General features: G+C 62.7%; 18 protein-coding genes. 5 read left to right on the forward strand and 13 right to left on the reverse strand.

Annotated features, from left to right (window positions below):
- Positions 1 to 123: 123 nt before the first annotated feature.
- On the reverse strand, positions 124 to 609 hold the full coding sequence (locus tag ACIPHM_RS11350; protein WP_400327857.1) for a YajQ family cyclic di-GMP-binding protein: 486 nt from the start codon (positions 607 to 609) through the stop codon (positions 124 to 126).
- 267 nt (positions 610 to 876) lie between these two features.
- On the opposite strand from ACIPHM_RS11350, the gene murB reads away from it, so the two are divergent.
- Complete coding sequence (gene murB, locus ACIPHM_RS11355) at positions 877 to 1,902, forward strand: UDP-N-acetylmuramate dehydrogenase (RefSeq protein ID WP_400327858.1); 1,026 nt, start codon at positions 877 to 879, stop codon at positions 1,900 to 1,902.
- Here the strand turns inward: murB and ACIPHM_RS11360 are convergent.
- From ACIPHM_RS11360 to argF, 3 genes are all read right to left on the reverse strand, one after another.
- Positions 1,892 to 2,959: a patatin-like phospholipase family protein gene (locus ACIPHM_RS11360; protein WP_400327860.1), complete on the reverse strand. Its 1,068-nt coding sequence runs from the start codon at positions 2,957 to 2,959 to the stop codon at positions 1,892 to 1,894. The two genes, murB and ACIPHM_RS11360, sit on opposite strands and share 11 nt — an antisense overlap.
- 441 nt (positions 2,960 to 3,400) lie before the next feature.
- Positions 3,401 to 3,724 carry a pyrimidine/purine nucleoside phosphorylase gene (locus tag ACIPHM_RS11365; RefSeq protein ID WP_069341969.1) on the reverse strand — a complete coding sequence of 108 codons (324 nt, stop codon included), beginning with the start codon at positions 3,722 to 3,724 and terminating at the stop codon, positions 3,401 to 3,403.
- A 418-nt stretch (positions 3,725 to 4,142) separates the two neighbouring features.
- On the reverse strand, positions 4,143 to 5,069 hold the full coding sequence (gene argF, locus ACIPHM_RS11370) for an ornithine carbamoyltransferase (RefSeq protein WP_400327862.1): 927 nt from the start codon (positions 5,067 to 5,069) through the stop codon (positions 4,143 to 4,145).
- Between the two features lie 364 nt (positions 5,070 to 5,433).
- On the opposite strand from argF, the gene ACIPHM_RS11375 reads away from it, so the two are divergent.
- Complete coding sequence (locus ACIPHM_RS11375; RefSeq protein WP_039400937.1) at positions 5,434 to 5,748, forward strand: DUF3579 domain-containing protein; 315 nt, start codon at positions 5,434 to 5,436, stop codon at positions 5,746 to 5,748.
- A gap of 481 nt (positions 5,749 to 6,229) precedes the next feature.
- Here the strand turns inward: ACIPHM_RS11375 and rpsT are convergent, their stop codons facing one another.
- On the reverse strand, positions 6,230 to 6,502 hold the full coding sequence (rpsT, locus tag ACIPHM_RS11380; RefSeq protein WP_010807144.1) for a 30S ribosomal protein S20: 273 nt from the start codon (positions 6,500 to 6,502) through the stop codon (positions 6,230 to 6,232).
- A 179-nt stretch (positions 6,503 to 6,681) separates the two neighbouring features.
- Here rpsT and murJ point away from each other — a divergent pair, with 179 nt between their 5' ends.
- Both murJ and ACIPHM_RS11390 read left to right on the forward strand, forming a co-directional pair.
- Positions 6,682 to 8,235, forward strand: a complete 1,554-nt coding sequence (gene murJ, locus ACIPHM_RS11385; RefSeq protein ID WP_400327865.1) for a murein biosynthesis integral membrane protein MurJ — start codon at positions 6,682 to 6,684, stop codon at positions 8,233 to 8,235.
- Positions 8,236 to 8,289: 54 nt separating this feature from the next.
- Positions 8,290 to 9,156 carry a SirB1 family protein gene (locus ACIPHM_RS11390; RefSeq protein ID WP_400327867.1) on the forward strand — a complete coding sequence of 289 codons (867 nt, stop codon included), beginning with the start codon at positions 8,290 to 8,292 and terminating at the stop codon, positions 9,154 to 9,156.
- A gap of 186 nt (positions 9,157 to 9,342) precedes the next feature.
- On the opposite strand, the gene ACIPHM_RS11395 is transcribed toward ACIPHM_RS11390, so the two are convergent.
- The 8 genes from ACIPHM_RS11395 to ACIPHM_RS11430 all read right to left on the reverse strand — a co-directional run bounded on the left by ACIPHM_RS11395 (position 9,343) and on the right by ACIPHM_RS11430 (position 15,031).
- The gene (locus ACIPHM_RS11395; RefSeq protein ID WP_400327868.1) at positions 9,343 to 9,837 is read right to left on the reverse strand and encodes a DUF962 domain-containing protein; all 495 of its coding nucleotides are present in this window, start codon (positions 9,835 to 9,837) and stop codon (positions 9,343 to 9,345) included.
- 178 nt (positions 9,838 to 10,015) lie between these two features.
- Positions 10,016 to 10,774, reverse strand: a complete 759-nt coding sequence (locus tag ACIPHM_RS11400; protein WP_400327869.1) for an SDR family NAD(P)-dependent oxidoreductase — start codon at positions 10,772 to 10,774, stop codon at positions 10,016 to 10,018.
- 131 nt (positions 10,775 to 10,905) lie between these two features.
- Positions 10,906 to 11,571, reverse strand: a complete 666-nt coding sequence (gene adk, locus ACIPHM_RS11405) for an adenylate kinase (RefSeq protein WP_400327870.1) — start codon at positions 11,569 to 11,571, stop codon at positions 10,906 to 10,908.
- A 317-nt stretch (positions 11,572 to 11,888) separates the two neighbouring features.
- A complete protein-coding gene (gene kdsB, locus ACIPHM_RS11410; RefSeq protein ID WP_400328250.1) occupies positions 11,889 to 12,671 on the reverse strand; it encodes a 3-deoxy-manno-octulosonate cytidylyltransferase in 783 nt (260 codons plus the stop codon).
- A 14-nt stretch (positions 12,672 to 12,685) separates the two neighbouring features.
- Positions 12,686 to 12,892 (reverse strand): Trm112 family protein, encoded by a 207-nt coding sequence (locus ACIPHM_RS11415; protein ID WP_400327872.1) that lies wholly within the window; start codon positions 12,890 to 12,892, stop codon positions 12,686 to 12,688.
- Positions 12,873 to 13,943, reverse strand: a complete 1,071-nt coding sequence (gene lpxK / locus ACIPHM_RS11420; RefSeq protein ID WP_400327874.1) for a tetraacyldisaccharide 4'-kinase — start codon at positions 13,941 to 13,943, stop codon at positions 12,873 to 12,875. Before lpxK ends, ACIPHM_RS11415 begins: the two co-directional genes overlap by 20 nt.
- Complete coding sequence (locus ACIPHM_RS11425) at positions 13,940 to 14,401, reverse strand: ExbD/TolR family protein (protein ID WP_400327876.1); 462 nt, start codon at positions 14,399 to 14,401, stop codon at positions 13,940 to 13,942. Before ACIPHM_RS11425 ends, lpxK begins: the two co-directional genes overlap by 4 nt.
- A gap of 15 nt (positions 14,402 to 14,416) precedes the next feature.
- Entirely contained in the window at positions 14,417 to 15,031 is a 615-nt protein-coding gene (locus ACIPHM_RS11430; RefSeq protein WP_400327878.1) for a MotA/TolQ/ExbB proton channel family protein, read from the reverse strand.
- 449 nt (positions 15,032 to 15,480) lie between these two features.
- On the opposite strand from ACIPHM_RS11430, the gene xseA reads away from it, so the two are divergent.
- Positions 15,481 to 16,854, forward strand: a complete 1,374-nt coding sequence (gene xseA / locus ACIPHM_RS11435; protein WP_400327880.1) for an exodeoxyribonuclease VII large subunit — start codon at positions 15,481 to 15,483, stop codon at positions 16,852 to 16,854.
- The last annotated feature ends 106 nt before the right edge of the window (positions 16,855 to 16,960 follow it).

Below are 16,960 nucleotides of genomic sequence, written 5' to 3' on the forward strand. Positions count from 1 at the left end.
CCGTGTCCAGCCAAGTCCGGCCACCGCCGGAAAATAAAAACCCGCAGCGAGTCTGCGGGTTTTTTGTGCCTGTCTTCGCCGAAAAGCCGCGGCGAGGACAGGCGCGAACGCGAATCGTGACGCTCAGTCGCGGAAGTTGTTGAAGTCGAGCGGCGTGTCGGTGACGTCCTTGCGCAGCAGCGCCATGGCGCTTTGCAAGTCATCGCGCTTGGCGCCCGCAATACGCACGCTGTCGCCCTGAATGCTCGCCTGGACCTTCATCTTGCTGTCCTTGATGATGCGCACGATCTTCTTGGCCAGGTCGCCCTCGACGCCCTTCTTGACCTTGACGACCTGCTTGACCTTGTCGCCGCTGATCTTCTCGACCTTGCCGTAGTCGAGGAAACGCACGTCGACATTGCGCTTGGCCATCTTGGCGATGAGCACCTGCGTGACCTGATCGAGCTTGAAGTTGTCGTCGGCGAAGAGCGTGAGTTCCTGCTCCTTGTGCTCGACGCGCGAGTCCGATCCCTTGAAGTCGAAGCGCGTCGAGATTTCCTTGTTGGCCTGCTCGATGGCGTTCTTGACCTCTACCATGTTGGCTTCGCTAACCACGTCAAACGATGGCATCTGGCTCTCCTGAAATACAAAGGGTTCGTGAAAAGGCACGCGGGGCGCGCTGTGTGAGTCCGCTGGCAGTTGTCTGCCTGTGCGCATCATTCGGGGGGCAGTGCGCCTGACGATTCGGTGACGATTCGCCGGGCACGGGACGCGCTCGCACGGCCGGTATAATGATGCGCAAAATTCTTTCGCCCGATATTGTAATTCAGCCGTCGGTCCCGCGTCCCTTCCGGGCGATGTCCGGCTCGGCGCCCCCCACTGGCCTGCTCATACTCCATGCCTCAGTTGCAACGCGACGTCAGCCTGCGCGACTTCAATACCTTCGGTCTGCCGGCCGCCGCCCGCTATGTCGTGACCATCGACAGCGAAGCGGCGCTTCTCGAGGCGCTCGCCATGCCCGAACTGGCGGGCCTGCCGCGTCTCGTGCTCGGTGGCGGCAGCAATGTCGTGCTCACGCGCGATTTCGACGGCGTGGTGCTGCGCATGGCCATTCGCGGCCGCGAGCGTCTCGCGGACCATCCCGCCGATCCGCACGCACGCTACGTGCGCGGCGGCGCTGGCGAGGTCTGGCACGATTTCGTCGACTGGACGCTCTCGCAAGACTGTGCCGGACTGGAAAACCTCGCGTTGATTCCGGGCACGCTGGGCGCGGCGCCCATCCAGAACATCGGCGCCTACGGGCTGGAACTGGCCGAGCGCTGCTTCGCGGTGCGCGCGCTTGATACGACCACCGGCGCGTTCGTCACGCTCACCCACGACGTCTGCGCTTTCGGCTACCGCGATTCGCTGTTCAAGCGCGAGCCGGGGCGCTACATCATCGTGGCCGTCACGCTGCGTTTGCCGCAGCCGTGGCAGGCCGTGACGGGTTATGCGGACGTGTCGCGCACGCTCGCCGAGGCCGGCATCGAGCGGCCCACCGCCCGGCAGATATTTGATGCGGTGGTCGAGATTCGCCGTCGCAAGCTGCCTGATCCGGCTGAACTGGGTAACGCCGGGAGTTTCTTCAAGAACCCCGTAGTGGATGCCGGTACGTTCGATTCGCTGCGCGGGCGTTTCCCGCAGGCGGTCGGCTATGTGCAGCCGGACGGCACCTGGAAAGTCGCGGCAGGCTGGCTGATCGATCAGTGCGGCTGGCGCGGCAAGTCGCTGGGCCATGCGGGCGTGCATGAGCGTCAGGCGCTGGTGCTCGTGAATCGCGGCGGGGCGAGCGGTGCCGATATCGTGGCGCTGGCCCGCGCCGTGCAGGCCAGCGTGCAGGAACGCTTTGGCATCGCACTCGAGCCCGAACCACTCATGCTTTGATGGCGGTCGCGTCGGGCAAGCGCTGTAGATAGTCCCGGCGCAGGTCGACGGTGGAGCGTACGCCGACGTCTGCGTAATGCGCGTCGAGCCAGCGGGCCGCCGCCTCGCGGCCGCGGTCGCGCAGGGTCGTGAGGAAATGCCAGTCCGTCACGAATTTTGTCGACGAGGACAAGTCGTACAGCTCCTTGTCGGCGCGAATCGAGTGAATCAGCGGGTACTTCAGACGCTCGCGAAACTCCGGCTTGATCCATCCTTCATCGATCAGTTTGTGCACGAAGGAGATGGCGCGGAATTCGCGCTGGAGCGACGCATTGAACGTGATCTCGTTCACGCGATTCATGATCTGCCCCGGCAGCACGGGCTTCTCTTTGCGCTCGATCGGGTTGATGTGTACGATCAGAATGTCGCTCGTGACCGTCTCGTAATAGAACGGGTAGAGCGCTGGGTTGCCGAGATAGCCACCGTCCCAATAAAAGTCTTCGTCGATCTTCACCGGCTTGAACAGCCACGGCAGACAGGCCGACGCCATCGCAACGTCGAGCGTGATTTCGTGCGTGCGGAAAATACGGATGTTGCCCGTGCGGATGTTGGTCGCGGAGACGAACAGATGGGTCGCGGTGCTCTCGCGCAGCCGCTCGAAATCGACCTGGGCTTCGAGCACGGTGCGCAACGGGTTGATCTCCGCCGGTGGTTGCGAGAACGGCATCATCCACTGCTGCATGCTCTGCATCCAGTCGTGCCAGACCGGGTATTCGGTGGGACGGCCGTTGAGCCAGCTGAAGACGGTTTGCGCCCAGGCGGTGGCCGACGAGCCCGCTTGCGAGACGCCCAACCAGAAGCTGTGCAACGCTTCACGCGCTTTCTCGCGCGGATCGACGCCGGGACGCTCCAGCAGACCGTGCGCGAGCACCACCGCGTTCATCGTGCCTGCGGACGCGCCGCTGATGCCTTCGAATTCCAGACGCCCGTCTTCCAGCAATTTATCGAGCACGCCCCACGTGTATGCGCCGTGTGCGCCACCGCCTTGCAGCCCCAGGTCGATGCCTTTGCGTTTCACGTTGCTGCTGCGGCTGCGCGACGGTTTCGTCGATTTGGCGCGAGTGCGCGGGCCACCTGGCGGGAGCAGCGGGACGTCGGTCGGCTCGAGATCGGTGTCGCTATCGACTCTCTCGGCTCTCTCGGGTTTCTTTGCGGGCTTCGCTTTCGGTACTTTCTTTACGGGGGCGTTGGTGTGCGCGCGATCGGGTGTTTCGGCAGTGTCGGGCGGGAGGTGCGCAGAGGTCTCGGCCTGTGCAGCGGGCGGCGTCGCAGCGCACGCGCTGGAAGTGTCGGACGATCCTGAAACCTCAGACCCATCAGACGTGTGGCCGGCAGCATTGTCGGCGGATTCGAAAGGCAGTCGCGACATAGTGGGAAGCGGCGCCGGGCCGCGCTGAACCGGCCGAGAGGGCGATGGCGCGGCAGAAGCGCCCGCGCCGTCGCGATGCTGGCCGTACGGTTAGCCGTAGTGGCAAACGTAATCGAGCGTCTCCACGACCTCGATATCGAACTTGCTGTTGCCCGGCACGGAGAATTCCTGACCCGCGGCATATTCCTGCCACTCGGTCTGACCGGCCAGGCGAATGCGGCAGCGCCCGCCCGTGACTTCCATGATTTCGGGAGCATCGGTGCCGAACTGGAGCGTGGCCGGGAAAATCACGCCCAGCGTCTTGCGCGTACCGTCCGGGAACAGAACGGTGTGCGAAACGCACTTGCCGTCGAAATAGGTGTTGGCGCGCTTGATTACGGAAACGTTGTCGAACTGCGTAGCGTTTTGCGTCATGACCGAATGCTGTGTCGAATGCGAGCGAAAGTCGCGATGGAGAGTCGATATGCCCGGCCCATTCGGGGCCAAGCGTGAATTCATGCTAGCACGTTTCGGACGTCCACCCGTCCGCATTTTGTGCATTGCACAACGAATTCGCCCCGCGATGGTGCAAATTCCAAAATGTTCTGACGGGTGACGCGAACTACGATGTGCCGCTATGAGCGCGCATGAGCGTTTGTCCACAAGGGACGGCAGCGCGTCAGCGATGATAGCGGAACGTTACTTGCGGTGGGGAAGAGAAGGGATTCGGGACGCAGGCGAAGGCCCGTCGTGTGTGGCCAAGCGGGGAGATTCGGGAAGCCGCCCGGACAGCATTGCGCGAGTCCGGGCGTTATTCGTCTACTACGTCTGCCATGTCCGCGGGACGTGCGTATTAAACACGGCCCAGCATCAGGAACTCCATGAGCGCCTTCTGCGCGTGCAGACGATTCTCGGCTTCGTCCCAGACGACGCTCTGCGCGCCATCGATCACCTCTGCCGCCACTTCTTCGCCGCGGTGCGCGGGCAGGCAGTGCATGAAGAGCGCGTCCGACTTGGCGCGTTGCATGAGGTCCGCGTTCACGCACCATTGAGCAAAAGCGGCCTTACGCGCCTCGTTTTCCGCTTCGAAACCCATGCTCGTCCAGACGTCGGTCGATACGAGGTCGGCGCCTTCGCAAGCTTCACGCGGGTCGTCGAACTCGCGCACGAACGGACGGCTCGATTCGGCCACCATCGACTGATCGAGGCGGTAGCCCGGCGGCGTCGAGATATTGAACTGGAAGCCGAAGATCTCGGCAGCCTGAATCCACGTGTACGACATGTTGTTGGCGTCGCCGATCCACGTCACGGTCTTGCCCTTGATCGGGCCGCGATGCTCGTAGTACGTGAAAATATCCGCCAGCACCTGACACGGGTGATATTCGTTGGTCAGGCCGTTGATCACGGGCACGCGCGAGTGCTGCGCGAAGCGCTCGATGATCTCCTGACCGAACGTACGGATCATGATGATGTCGGTCATGCGCGAGATCACCTGTGCGGCGTCTTCGATCGGCTCGCCGCGGCCGAGCTGCGTGTCGCGCGTGTTCAGGAACACGGCGTGGCCGCCCAACTGGTGAATGCCGGCTTCGAACGACAGACGCGTGCGGGTCGAGCTCTTCTCGAAGATCATCGCCAGCGTGCGGTCGTGCAGCGGGTGGTAGGTCTCGTAGTTTTTGAATTTCTTCTTGAGGATGCGGGTGCGCTCGAGCACGTAGTCATACTCGTCGAGCGTCAGATCCGAAAACTGCAGGTAATGCTTGATGGCTTTGGCGGTGGTCATTTGGATGTTCTGCTGGAGGCCGATACCGCGTGAATTCAGCATACATTCGCTGGGAACTCGGACGCGTTCGGCACGACGAACAAGCCTTGAGGCCTGTCCCCCGATCAGGCTCGTGAAGGTGTTCTACCGGTTGCTGGCTTCTGGGGAACGGCCCCTAGTCTACCAAATCGTTTTGTCGTCACACGAAAAGCGTATTATCTAGCCCGCTGCTGCACAGCCAGACATGGCTGGCAAGACCGAAAAAAACATCTGCGGCAATGGAGGGGGGACGGGTTTGAGTCTTATATAAGATATAATACTGTCTCTGTCGGCTACGCTACCCGCGGTATGGCCGTCCAGGTGTTTTTTGAGGTGATTGAGCGATATGACCGACCAGGTTTCCGCGCGCGAGTATTTCATCCAGGGGCTGACTTTGGATGGCAAGAAGTTTCGTCCGAGTGACTGGGCGGAGCGTCTGTGCGGCGCCGTGTCGTTCTGCGGCCGAAGCAATTCTGGCCCGAACGCATACATGCAGTACTCCCCCTATGTGCGTCCGACGATGGTAGGTGACGTCAAGTGCGTCGTTGTAGACGAGCGATTGCGCGACATCGAGCCGAGAATGTTCGATTTCGTGATGAGTTTTGCCCGTGACAACGGTTTGCAGATGACGGAAGCCTGCTTCGTTCCCGACGTCAAATAGTTCCCCCTTGGCCGTTTTCGGCCAGACGTGAGTGCCGGGCCTCTGGCCCTGACTCACCGTCGATTTGTCGCATCTACGCCGTTTCGGCGCATCCATCGCTTCTCGCGGTACTTCTTCAGCGTTCTCGGTCTCTTTGGCGGTCTGTCGCGGCGCGCCACGCTTTTCGTGTGGCGGACGTGTTTCGCCCTGCACAACGCACTCGAACAGCCGTAGCCGGTGCATCATGGTGTAGGGATTCGCAGGCTAAAACAAAGCGTTCAGCGCATGGACAAAGGAAGCGAGGGGTGGGGGGAAGGGAGGGGGGCGGATTACGGAGGTGTAACGGGACAATGCCGGGACACTGCTTGGCCAGAGGTGGGGTGTGACGCGAGACGTCAGTGAGTCCCCAAAAGAAAAAAGCCCGCACGAAGCGGGCTTTTTAGTGTCCCGACCGTAGTCGGAACCGGCAAGCAACTTGTTCTGCTTTGCAGCTTACGCTGTCTTAGGCAGCAGCCGACATCGCCTTGATGGCGGCCGACAGGCGGCTCTTTTGGCGAGCAGCGGTGTTCTTGTGGACGATCTTCTTGTCAGCGATGATGTCGATCGTCTTGGCCGACGTGCGCAGGACTTCCTTTGCAGCGGCTTGGTCGCCAGTGGCGATTGCCTTGCGGACAGCCTTCACAGCCGTGCGCAGACGCGAACGCAGCGCCGAGTTGTGGGCGTTGATCTTAACGGTTTGACGCGCGCGCTTGCGTGCTTGTGCGGTATTTGCCATGTTCGGTGAATTCCTTGAATTGCTCCGCCTGATGCGGCTTCTATGCAGTTTGGCTCGGCTCCCTGGGAGACACGGTGGCCAGGAAGCAATCCATTGACTTCGAAACCGTCGATTATAGCCGAAGCGAAACGGAAATTGCAACTTCTTTGCTGCAATGCTGTGCGTATAATACGCGCAACATGAATTTGCTCAAAGCTCTCGTTACGGTCAGCGGTTTCACGATGCTTTCGCGCATCACCGGTCTGGTCCGTGAAATTCTTATCGCACGCATGTTTGGTGCCGGTCCCATGACCGACGCCTACAACGTGGCGTTCCGCATTCCCAACCTGTTACGCCGCTTGTCCGCCGAAGGGGCGTTTTCCCAGGCATTCGTGCCAATTCTGGCCGAATTCAAATCTCAGCGTAGCGAAGAAGAGACGAAAACCCTCGTCGACTCCGTCACGACGGTGCTGTTCTGGGTGCTGCTGTCGATCACGATTGCCGGGGTGCTTGGGGCGTCCGGGGTCGTCTACGCCGTTGCGACCGGCCTCGCGCACGAGAACGGCACGTTCGACGCCGCCGTCTTCATGACGCGCGTGATGTTCCCCTATATCACCCTGATCTCCATTACGACGCTCGCCGCGGGGGTGCTCAACACGTGGCGTCAGTTCTCGATGCCCGCGTTCGCACCGGTGCTGCTCAACGTCAGCTCGATTGTCGCGTCGCTGTGGGTGGCCCCGCATCTGCAGACGCCGGTCTACGCGCTGGCTTATGCCGTGATCGTCGGCGGGGTGCTGCAACTGGTTATCCAGCTCCCGGCGCTTGCGCGTATCGGCATGCTGCCGCGCATCACCATCAACATTGCCGCAGCGCTTCGCAACGCCGGTGTGAAGCGGGTGCTCGCCAAAATGGTGCCTGCAACGCTCGCCGTGTCGGTCGCGCAGGTGAGCCTGATCATCAACACGAACATCGCCTCGCGGCTCGCGCAGGGTAGTGTGTCGTGGCTGGCCTACGCCGACCGCCTGATGGAATTTCCCACGGCGCTCCTGGGCGTGGCGCTGGGCACGATCCTGCTGCCGAGCCTGTCGCGCGCCAATGCCGATGGCGACGCGGCCGAGTACTCCGCGCTGCTCGACTGGGGCCTGCGCCTCACGTTCCTGCTGGCCATGCCCAGCGCGGTCGGCTTGTTTGTCTACGCCGAGCCGTTGACCGCAACGCTTTATCAATACGGCCGTTTCGATGCGACGGATGTGGTGATGACGGCGCATGCGCTGACCGCTTACGGTGTCGGGCTCGTCGGCCTGATTCTCATCAAGATTCTCGCGCCGGGCTTCTACGCAAAGCAGGACATCAAGACGCCGGTGAAGATTGCCATCGTGGTACTCATCGCCACGCAGCTCTCGAACCTGCTGTTCGTGCGCTGGTTCGCCCATGCCGGACTGTCGCTGTCGATTGGCGTGGGCGCGTGCATGAACGCCGCCCTGTTGTTCGCGGGGCTGTATAAACGCGGTATCTACCGGCCCGAGGCGGGCTGGCGGCTGTTTTTCGTGCAACTGCTGGCGGCCTGCCTGATTCTGGCCGGGGTGCTGCTGTGGTTCACCCAGAGTTTCGACTGGGTCGCGCTGGGTGCCCGGCCGCTGGCCCGTATTGCGCTGCTCGGGGCGAGTCTGGTGCTATGCGCCGTGGTGTATTTCGGGGCATTATTCCTCATGGGGTTCAACTTCTCCTTCTTCCGCCGACGGACTCACACGTGATCCATTCGTGATCGACTGACGGTCCGGTAACGCGGCGGAATCCACGGATACCGCATGGCGAATCGATTTCTGGAGTACTTTGCTGCGCTGGTTGCGTCCGACGACGGCTTGCCGTTGACCGAGGCGGCCATCGCAATCGCGCAGGACGTCTATCCCGATCTCGACGTGCAGGACACGCTGACCCAGATCGACGCCCTTGCCGCGCGTCTGGCCAAGCGTCTGCCGCCGGATGCCGGGCCGTTGCAGAAGCTGCAACTGCTCGACCACTTCTTCTTCCGTGAGCTCGGCTTCACGGTCAATCAGAACGACTATTACGATCCGGACAACAGCCACCTGCACGTGGTGCTGGACCGTCGTCGCGGCATTCCCATTTCGCTGGCCGTGCTGTGCATGGAAATCGGTCACCAGATCGGCCTGCCGCTACGTGGCCTGTCGTTCCCCGGTCATTTCCTGTTACGGCTAGCCGTGCCGGCGGGCGACGTCGTCATCGATCCGATCTCGGGCAATTCGCTCTCGCCGCAACGGTTGCTGGAGATGGTCGAGCCATATCTGAAACACTACCGCGACGAAAGCGCCGAGCCGATTCAGGAGCTGGCGCTGTGGGCGTTGCTGCATCCGTTTCTCGAGCCTGCAACGCCGCGCGAAATCCTCGCTCGTATGCTCCGCAATCTGCGCGCCATCTATACGCAGAACGAGCGCTGGGAGCGGTTGCTGGCGGTGCAGGAGCGCATGGTGCTCGTCTTGCCCGATCATCCTGTGGAGAAACGCGATCGCGGGCTGGCTTATGCGCGGCTGGGACTGGTGCGCCCGGCGCAGGACGATCTTGAACTGTATCTGAGCAAGCGTCCCGAAGCCGATGATGCCGACGCGATTCGTCAGGTGCTCGACGATCTCAGCCGCCGTCCCGGCAGTCACGGGTAGCGAGTCGTTGGCCGCGAGGCTCGCGCAACGTGCCGGGGGCTTCGCGCGGCGGTTCATGAAAAACGCCAGACGGCTTCAACCGGCTGGCGTTTTGATTTGCAGCGGCGCGATTCACAATTCGTGCAATTCGTGTTTTTCGCGCTGTTTGCTCTCGCCCGGCACCTCGCTCGCTGCGACGCCCGGCGCTCAGACCGATTGCATCGACAGTTCCTGCACGCGTCGTTTCAGGCCCGGCTTGTAGCCGAAATGGAAGAACACTTCCGCCATCAGGAACATTGGTGCGATGAAGATCTGGAAGATGTTGTCGAGCAGGGCAGGCTTGCGGCCTTCGAAGTGATGGCCGATCAGTTGCACGATCCAGCCGCCGACGAAGAGCACACCGAACACGGTCAGCGCCCAAGGCCAGGAGAGTTTCGCGAGATGTTGCGTGACGGCCAGCAGCACCGCGAAGAAGGTCGTCATCGCGAGCGCGAGCGGGACATCGAGCAGGAAGTAATACATCAGCAATACCAGCACGATCACATGCGCCGCATTCAGGCCGCTCGGGCCGAGCGGCACCCAAGAGAAGACCTGCATCACCGCGAGGACGATCATGGGAACGCCGAAGAAATGGGTCAGACGATTCTTGGGACTGCGGTGATAGCGCTGGTAAAACGACATCTGTTGCGCCAGTGATTTCATGCCAGCCTCCTGCCTCGGGGACGACGGGGGACGATGCGCGGGCACCGGTCGGGATCGTGAAAACCGGTGTCAGAGCCGACCGCAAGTTACGGTCGGCATTCCATTGTAGTCACAGTCTGCGCGACATTTTGGTGCAATGCAGCAATGCGTTGGAAGGCGCGGTATGGCGGTGCGCGTCTTACTTCGGCTGCATCCGGATAGCGCCGTCCAGACGAATGACCTCGCCGTTGAGCATTGGATTGCGGACGATCTGCTCTACGAGCATTGCGTATTCCGACGGCTTACCCAGACGAGGCGGAAACGGCACCATCTGCCCGAGCGACGCCTGCACTTCGGCGGGCATGGCGAGCATCATCGGCGTCTCGAAGATCCCGGGGGCGATGGTCATCACGCGGATCCCGCTGCGCGACAGATCCCGAGCCACCGGCAACGTCAGACTTGCCACGCCGCCTTTGGACGCGGCATACGCGGCTTGTCCCATCTGACCGTCATAAGCGGCGACCGACGCCGTATTGACGATCACACCACGCTCGCCTTCGCCGTTCGGCTCGCCCTGACTCATGGCGGTTGCGGCGAGGCGGATCATGTTGAAGGTGCCGATCAGGTTGATCTGGATGACGCGGGTGAAGGTGTCGAGAGGATGTGGCCCGTCGCGTCCGACGGTCCGGCTGCCGATGGCGATGCCCGCACAATTGACGAGGCCACGCAGTGTGCCGAGCGTCTGCGCCGCAGCGACGGCGGCCTTGCCGTCCTCTTCGCGCGTGACATCGCATTTGACGAACTTGCCGCCGAGTTTCTCTGCGAGCGCTTCGCCTTCGTCGACGTTCACATCCGCGACGACGACTTTCGCGCCGAGTCCGGCAAGCCAGCGTGCGGCGGCCGCGCCAAGCCCCGAGGCGCCACCGGTGATCAGAAACACATTGCCCTGAATTTCCATGCGTCATCCTCCTTTGGCAAAAAAGGCGGCGCAGTGTGAACTGGCCGCCTCTTTATGGCGTTACATCATTGACGTTGGCCGGACCTGGATCGGTGAATCGGAACACCGGGTCACGGGCGACGATGACCGGCTTACTTCAGTGCGTCGAACACGCGGGCGCGGATTTCGTCCACGCTGCCCTGGCCCGAGATCTTGCGATACTGCGGTGCCTCGACAATCGCGCCCGGGCTACCGTGCTTGGCCCAATCCGAATAGTAGGCCACCAGAGGCTTGGTCTGCGACTCGTACACCGAGAGGCGCTTCTTGACGGTTTCTTCCTTGTCGTCGTCGCGCTGCACCAGCGGCTCGCCAGTCACGTCGTCGTGACCTTCGACCTTCGGCGGGTTGAACTTGATGTGATACGTGCGGCCCGATGCCGGGTGCATACGACGGCCACTCATACGCGTGATGATTTCATCGAACGGCACGTCGATTTCGAGCACGAAGTCGATGGCGACACCAGCGTCCTTCATGGCTTCAGCCTGCGCGATCGTGCGCGGGAAACCGTCGAACAGATATCCGTTCTTGCAGTCGTCGGCCGTCAGACGCTCTTTCACCATGCCGATGATGACACCGTCCGGCACGAGATCGCCCGAGTCCATGAATCGCTTGGCTTCGAGGCCGAGCTGGGTGCCTTCCTTGATCGCGGCGCGCAGCATGTCGCCGGTCGAGATTTGCGGGATGCCGAATTTTTCTTTGATGAAAGTGGCTTGGGTGCCTTTGCCGGCCCCGGGTGCCCCCAACAAAATCAGACGCATCGATGACTCCTGAAAGTTTGTGATTTGTGAATGCTGTGCGTGCGGCAGGCAGTCCGTCGCCGGTGCTTTGCGGCGGTTGCGGGTCCGGTGACCGGCCAACCGCGCTGCGCGCAGACGACGCGCTCGGCAGGGGCGCGACGCGCGCGACCGGAGGTCTGCTCGCGAGAATCAGAGCGATTATGCCACGTCATGCCCGCCCGGCGGCGTTTTGCAGACGTGGTGATGTGGTACCGGTGCGATTTCCGGGACACGTGCGCAGCTGCTGCGCGGGCGCGTGGAAGCCCGGATTCGTGCGTGATCGCGCACGAACCAGGACGTCAGTTTTTCAGTAGCGCGCGCACGCGTTCGAGATCTTCTGCCGTATCGACACCGGGAAGCGGCGCGTCGTCGGTTACGAGAACGGCAATGCGCTCACCGTGCCAGAGCGCACGCAGTTGCTCGAGCGATTCGGCCGTCTCGACCGGTGCCTGAGGCAGGCTCGGATAGCTGCGCAGGAACTTGGCGCGATAGGCGTACAGGCCAATGTGACGAAAGATCGGCGTGGTCGAAGCGGGCAGGGTGGCCGTATTGGCAAGCCCGGCAGACCACGCGTCGCGCGACCACGGAATGGGCGCACGCGAGAAATACAGGGCGCGGCTATGCGAGTCGAGCACCACCTTGACGACGTTCGGAGAGAAGATCTCCGCGTTATCGGTAATCGGGTGTGCCGCCGTCGACAGTGCGCATTCCGGATGCTCGGCCAGATGCGCCGCTACGGCATGCACCAGACGCGGATCGATGAGCGGCTCGTCGCCCTGCACGTTGACGACGATGGTGTCGTCGGACCAGCCCTGCTGGACCGCGACTTCGGCAAGACGATCGGTGCCCGTCGGGTGATCCGCACGCGTGAGCACGACATCGAAGCCATGCACCGAGACGGCGTCGACGACGCTCTGCGCGTCGGTAGCGACCACAACCTGACGCGCGCCCGATTCGCGTGCGCGCTCGGCCACGCGCACGACCATCGGCTTGCCGTCGATATCGGCAAGCGGCTTGTTGGGCAGGCGCGTCGACGCGAGGCGCGCAGGCACCACGGCGACGAATTCGACGGCAGCGCCGATAGACTTCGAATCGCTCACGATGCGGGCTTGTCGTCGTTCAGCGGGACGGGCGTGCCTTCGACAGACTGACGCGCTTCATCGGCCAGCATGACGGGAATGCCGTCGCGAATGGGATAAGCGAGCTTGTCGGCGTGGCAAATCAGCTCCTGGGCTTTCTTATCGAATTCCAGGGGGCCCTTGCACAGCGGGCAGACGAGAATCTCAAACAGTCGGTTGTCCACGCAATTTCTCCACTACCAGTGATACGAGGCGCGCATCGAGCGCCGCCTCGGCAGGCACGGCCCACACACGCGGGTCGGACCAGGTGACGCATTTTACTGCATCCTTTTCGGTAATCAGGATGGCATCGGCTGCAACGCCGTCGAACGGATTCGTTGCAAAGTCGTAATGATCGGGCAACGCCAGCGTATCGACCTGGAGTCCTGCGGCCCGCAGCGCTGCGAAGAAGCGCTCGGGCGCGCCGATGCCCGCAGCCGCCAGTACGCGCTTGCCCGCGAAGTGCGAAAGCGCACGCGTGAGCGACGGCTGGCTGACACACCAGGCGTTGCCCAGCGTGAGCGTCAATCGCCACGTGTCGGGCCACTCGGGAAGCGTTCGGCCGTACGGGTCGTTGATCAGGTTGGCGTCGCGCCGACGCGACAATGGTTCACGCAGCGGCCCCGCGGGCAACAGAAACCCGTTGCCGCCGAGCCGGTGATCGAACACGGCAATTTCGACGTCGCGCACGAGCGCGTAATGTTGGAGGCCGTCGTCGCAAACGATCACGTCGCATTCCGGATGCGCGCCAAGCAAGGCGTTGCCCCCCTCCACACGCGACGGCCAGACCCACACCGGAGCGCCCGTGCGTTTGGCGATCAACAGCGGTTCGTCGCCAACATCTTCGGGGCGCGCCGCCACCCCGACTTCCGTCGGTTGCGAGAGCTTCGCGCCGTAACCGCGCGAGAGCACGCCGGGCGTGTAGCCGTGTTTGCGCAGCGCACCCACGAGCGCGATGACGGTCGGCGTCTTGCCGGTGCCGCCTACCGTGAGATTTCCGACCACGGCGACCGGTACCGGCAGTCGCGTCGACGGTTTCCAGCCCCGGCGAAAGCACATGCGCCGCCACGCAGCAATGGCCCCGAACCCCCACGAGAGCGGCCATAGCAGCCACGCCACGAGCCCCCGTCGCTGCCATTGCGCGCTGACCCAATGCACCAGCGAACCCGACAGACGCGGTACGAGCGCGCGCGCGCGAGCGCCGTTCACGTTGTCTGGGCGCGGGGATGATGTCATCGGGACGGTGGCGCGGGCGCGTCGTGCGCCGTCGTCGAGCGTGCCGCAAAGGTCAGGCGCGACAAGCCGGCTTCACGCGCGGCCTCCATCACGTTGATGACCGACTGATGGGCACTCTTGGCGTCAGCGTTGATGATGATGACGGGAGACTCTGCGCCGGGATTCGACGGCCCTGCAGCCTGACGCAGGGCGGCCGTGAGACTTGCGATATCCCGCTGCGCGAGCGCATGCCGGTCGATGGCGTAACTGCCATCGGCACCGACCGAGACGGTGACCTGACGCGGCGGCACGACAGCCTTTTCCGCGTCGGCCGTGGGCAGATTGACCTTGAGCGCGGTGTAACGCGTGTAGGTCGTCGTGACCATCAGGAAGATCAGGATGACGAGCAGCACGTCGATGAGCGGGATCAGATTGATCTCCGGCTCGTCGCGCGTGGAGAGACCTCGACGGAAATTCATCGCGTGTCTCTCGGATCAATGCCGCGGCAGCGTGGCATCGAGAAAATGAACGGCTTGCGTCTCGAGTTCGACGAGGAACGCGTCGACGCGGGTGCGGTAGTAGCGATAGAAGATCATGGCGGGAATCGCAATCATCAACCCGAAGCCGGTGTTGTATAGCGCCACCGAAATGCCGTGCGCCAACTGGGCCGGATCGGTGCCGGTGGCGTCCTGCGCACCGAAGATCTCGATCATGCCGACCACGGTGCCGAACAGGCCCATGAGCGGCGCGACCGACGCGATCGTGCCCAGCGCGGGCAAAAAGCGCTCCAGTTCATGGGCGACGGCGCGCCCGGTTTCCTCCAGCGCCTCTTTCGCGCTTTCGCGCGGGCCATGCGGGTTGTGGGCGACGAAACGCACACCGGTGGCCAGCACACGGCCAAGCATGGAGCCACGGGCCAGCGCGTCGGTGGCCTCTTGCTTGGCGGCACCGCGACGGGCAAGGGTGATGGCATTTTCAAGTACGCCACCCGGCAGTACGCGCGTGCGGCGCAAAGACAGGGCGCGCTCGACGATCAGGGCGAGGGCGATGACGGAAGCGATGAGAAGTGGCCAGATGGGCCAGCCGGCGGCCTGGATGACGGCAAACAAAGACGACCTCTTGCTTGTTGCAGGGGATGGGGAAAACGAGTCCGAACTGTAGCGTGCAGGGGGGGGATGGGCAAGCACCGTTTTCCACATCATCCGAGCACAAGGATGTGGACAACCTTGGGATACCTTTGGCAACTCTTTGACGTGAAGGAACTTTTTAGCTCGTGATGAAAAAGTGGGCAGTCGACGGTTTCAGAAATGAAAACCACCGCAAGCTGACATTTCCCAAGATTTCACCGCCTGTCTGTGGATAACTATGTGCACATGTTGTCTATCGGACATATATCTTGGCGACGATCCCGAAATCGCCGGGTTCTGCGCCTGGGTGGCGCCTCGTAAACCCCCAAGAATCAAGGGTTTGGCATTGCGATGTAGGAAATATCGGGCGTCCGGACCCGAAAACCCTTAAATTAGCGGGCCTGTGGACAGTTTTTCGTCAGCGCACACGCATGAACCTATCTTTCGACGACGCCCGGCCCCTTGGTGGTGCGGATCGCGTGCTCAGTGTTTCGGATTTGAACAAGGCCGTTGCCGGCGTGCTGGAGCGCAGTTTCCCGTTGGCGTGGGTCAGCGGCGAGATTTCCAACTTCACGCGCGCGGCGAGCGGCCATTGGTATTTTTCGATCAAGGACGCACAGGCGCAGATGCGCTGCGTGATGTTCCGCGGTCGTGCCCAGCACGCCGACTTCTCGCCCAAAGAGGGAGACCGCGTCGAAGTCCGGGCGTTGCTCTCCATGTATGTGCCTCGCGGCGAGGTGCAACTCAACGTCGAGGCGATCCGTCGCGCCGGGCAGGGCAATCTCTACGAAGCCTTCCTGCGTCTGAAGGAGCAGCTCGCCGCTGCCGGCTTGTTCGACGCTGAACGCAAGCGCGCCTTGCCGCGTTATACGCGTCGCGTGGGCGTCGTCACGTCATTGCAGGCCGCGGCCTTGCGCGACGTGCTGACAACGCTCGCCCGGCGCGCCCCGCACGTCTCGATCGTTGTCTATCCGGCACCCGTGCAAGGGACCGACGCCGCGACAAAGCTCGCGGCGGCGCTCGACACGGCCAATGCCCGTCGTGAAGTGGACACCCTTCTGCTGTGCCGTGGCGGCGGTTCCATCGAGGATCTGTGGGCCTTCAACGAAGAAGTGCTGGCCCAGGCCATTGCCCGCAGCGAGTTGCCGGTGGTCTGCGGCGTGGGGCATGAAACGGATTTCACGATTGCCGACTTTGTGGCGGACGTGCGGGCTCCCACGCCCACGGCCGCTGCCGAACTGATTACCGCAGCGCGCGACGAGTGTCTGCGCGAAGTCGAGCGCGAACGTCAGCGTCTGAGCCGCGCCATGCGGCGCACGCTGGAGCAACGTGCCCAGCAACTCGACAGCCTGTCGCGCGGGCTGGTGTCGCCTCGCGAGCGTCTGACGCGCCAGCGCGGCGAGCTGGCGCATCTGGCGGACCGGATGCGTCACGCCCTCGAGCGCCCGCTGGCTCAGCGTCGCAGCCGCTTCGAGATGCTGCGTCTGCGGCTGGCGCGCGCCGTCCCGGATGTTGCGCCGCAGCACGAGCGCGTCGCGCTGCTCTCTCAGCGTATTCGTCATGCGATGTCACGCCGCGTGGAGCGCTCGGCACAGCGTTTGACGGACGCTACAGCACAGCTCGAATTACTCAACCCGCGCCGCACGTTGCAACGCGGGTATGCCGCGGTGCTCGACGCGAAGGGTCAGCCGCTGCGCGACCCGAGAAAATTGCAACGCGGCCAGCAAGTGACGATGCATCTGGCCGACGGGGCGGCGGACGTGGACATTGGTGATGTCCAGGTCAGGCTTGACGATACTTTTTAGTCGCCCCCGGTTCGTCAATCCTGGCGAATCGCAGGCATCGTGCATCGATTGGACGGGATCGGCGAACAATCGTCACATTGGTACGGCAGAGTGCGGCAAACCAAGT

It is taken from the genome of Pandoraea sp. NPDC087047, assembly GCF_044745225.1.
Taxonomy (GTDB): Bacteria; Pseudomonadota; Gammaproteobacteria; order Burkholderiales; family Burkholderiaceae; genus Pandoraea.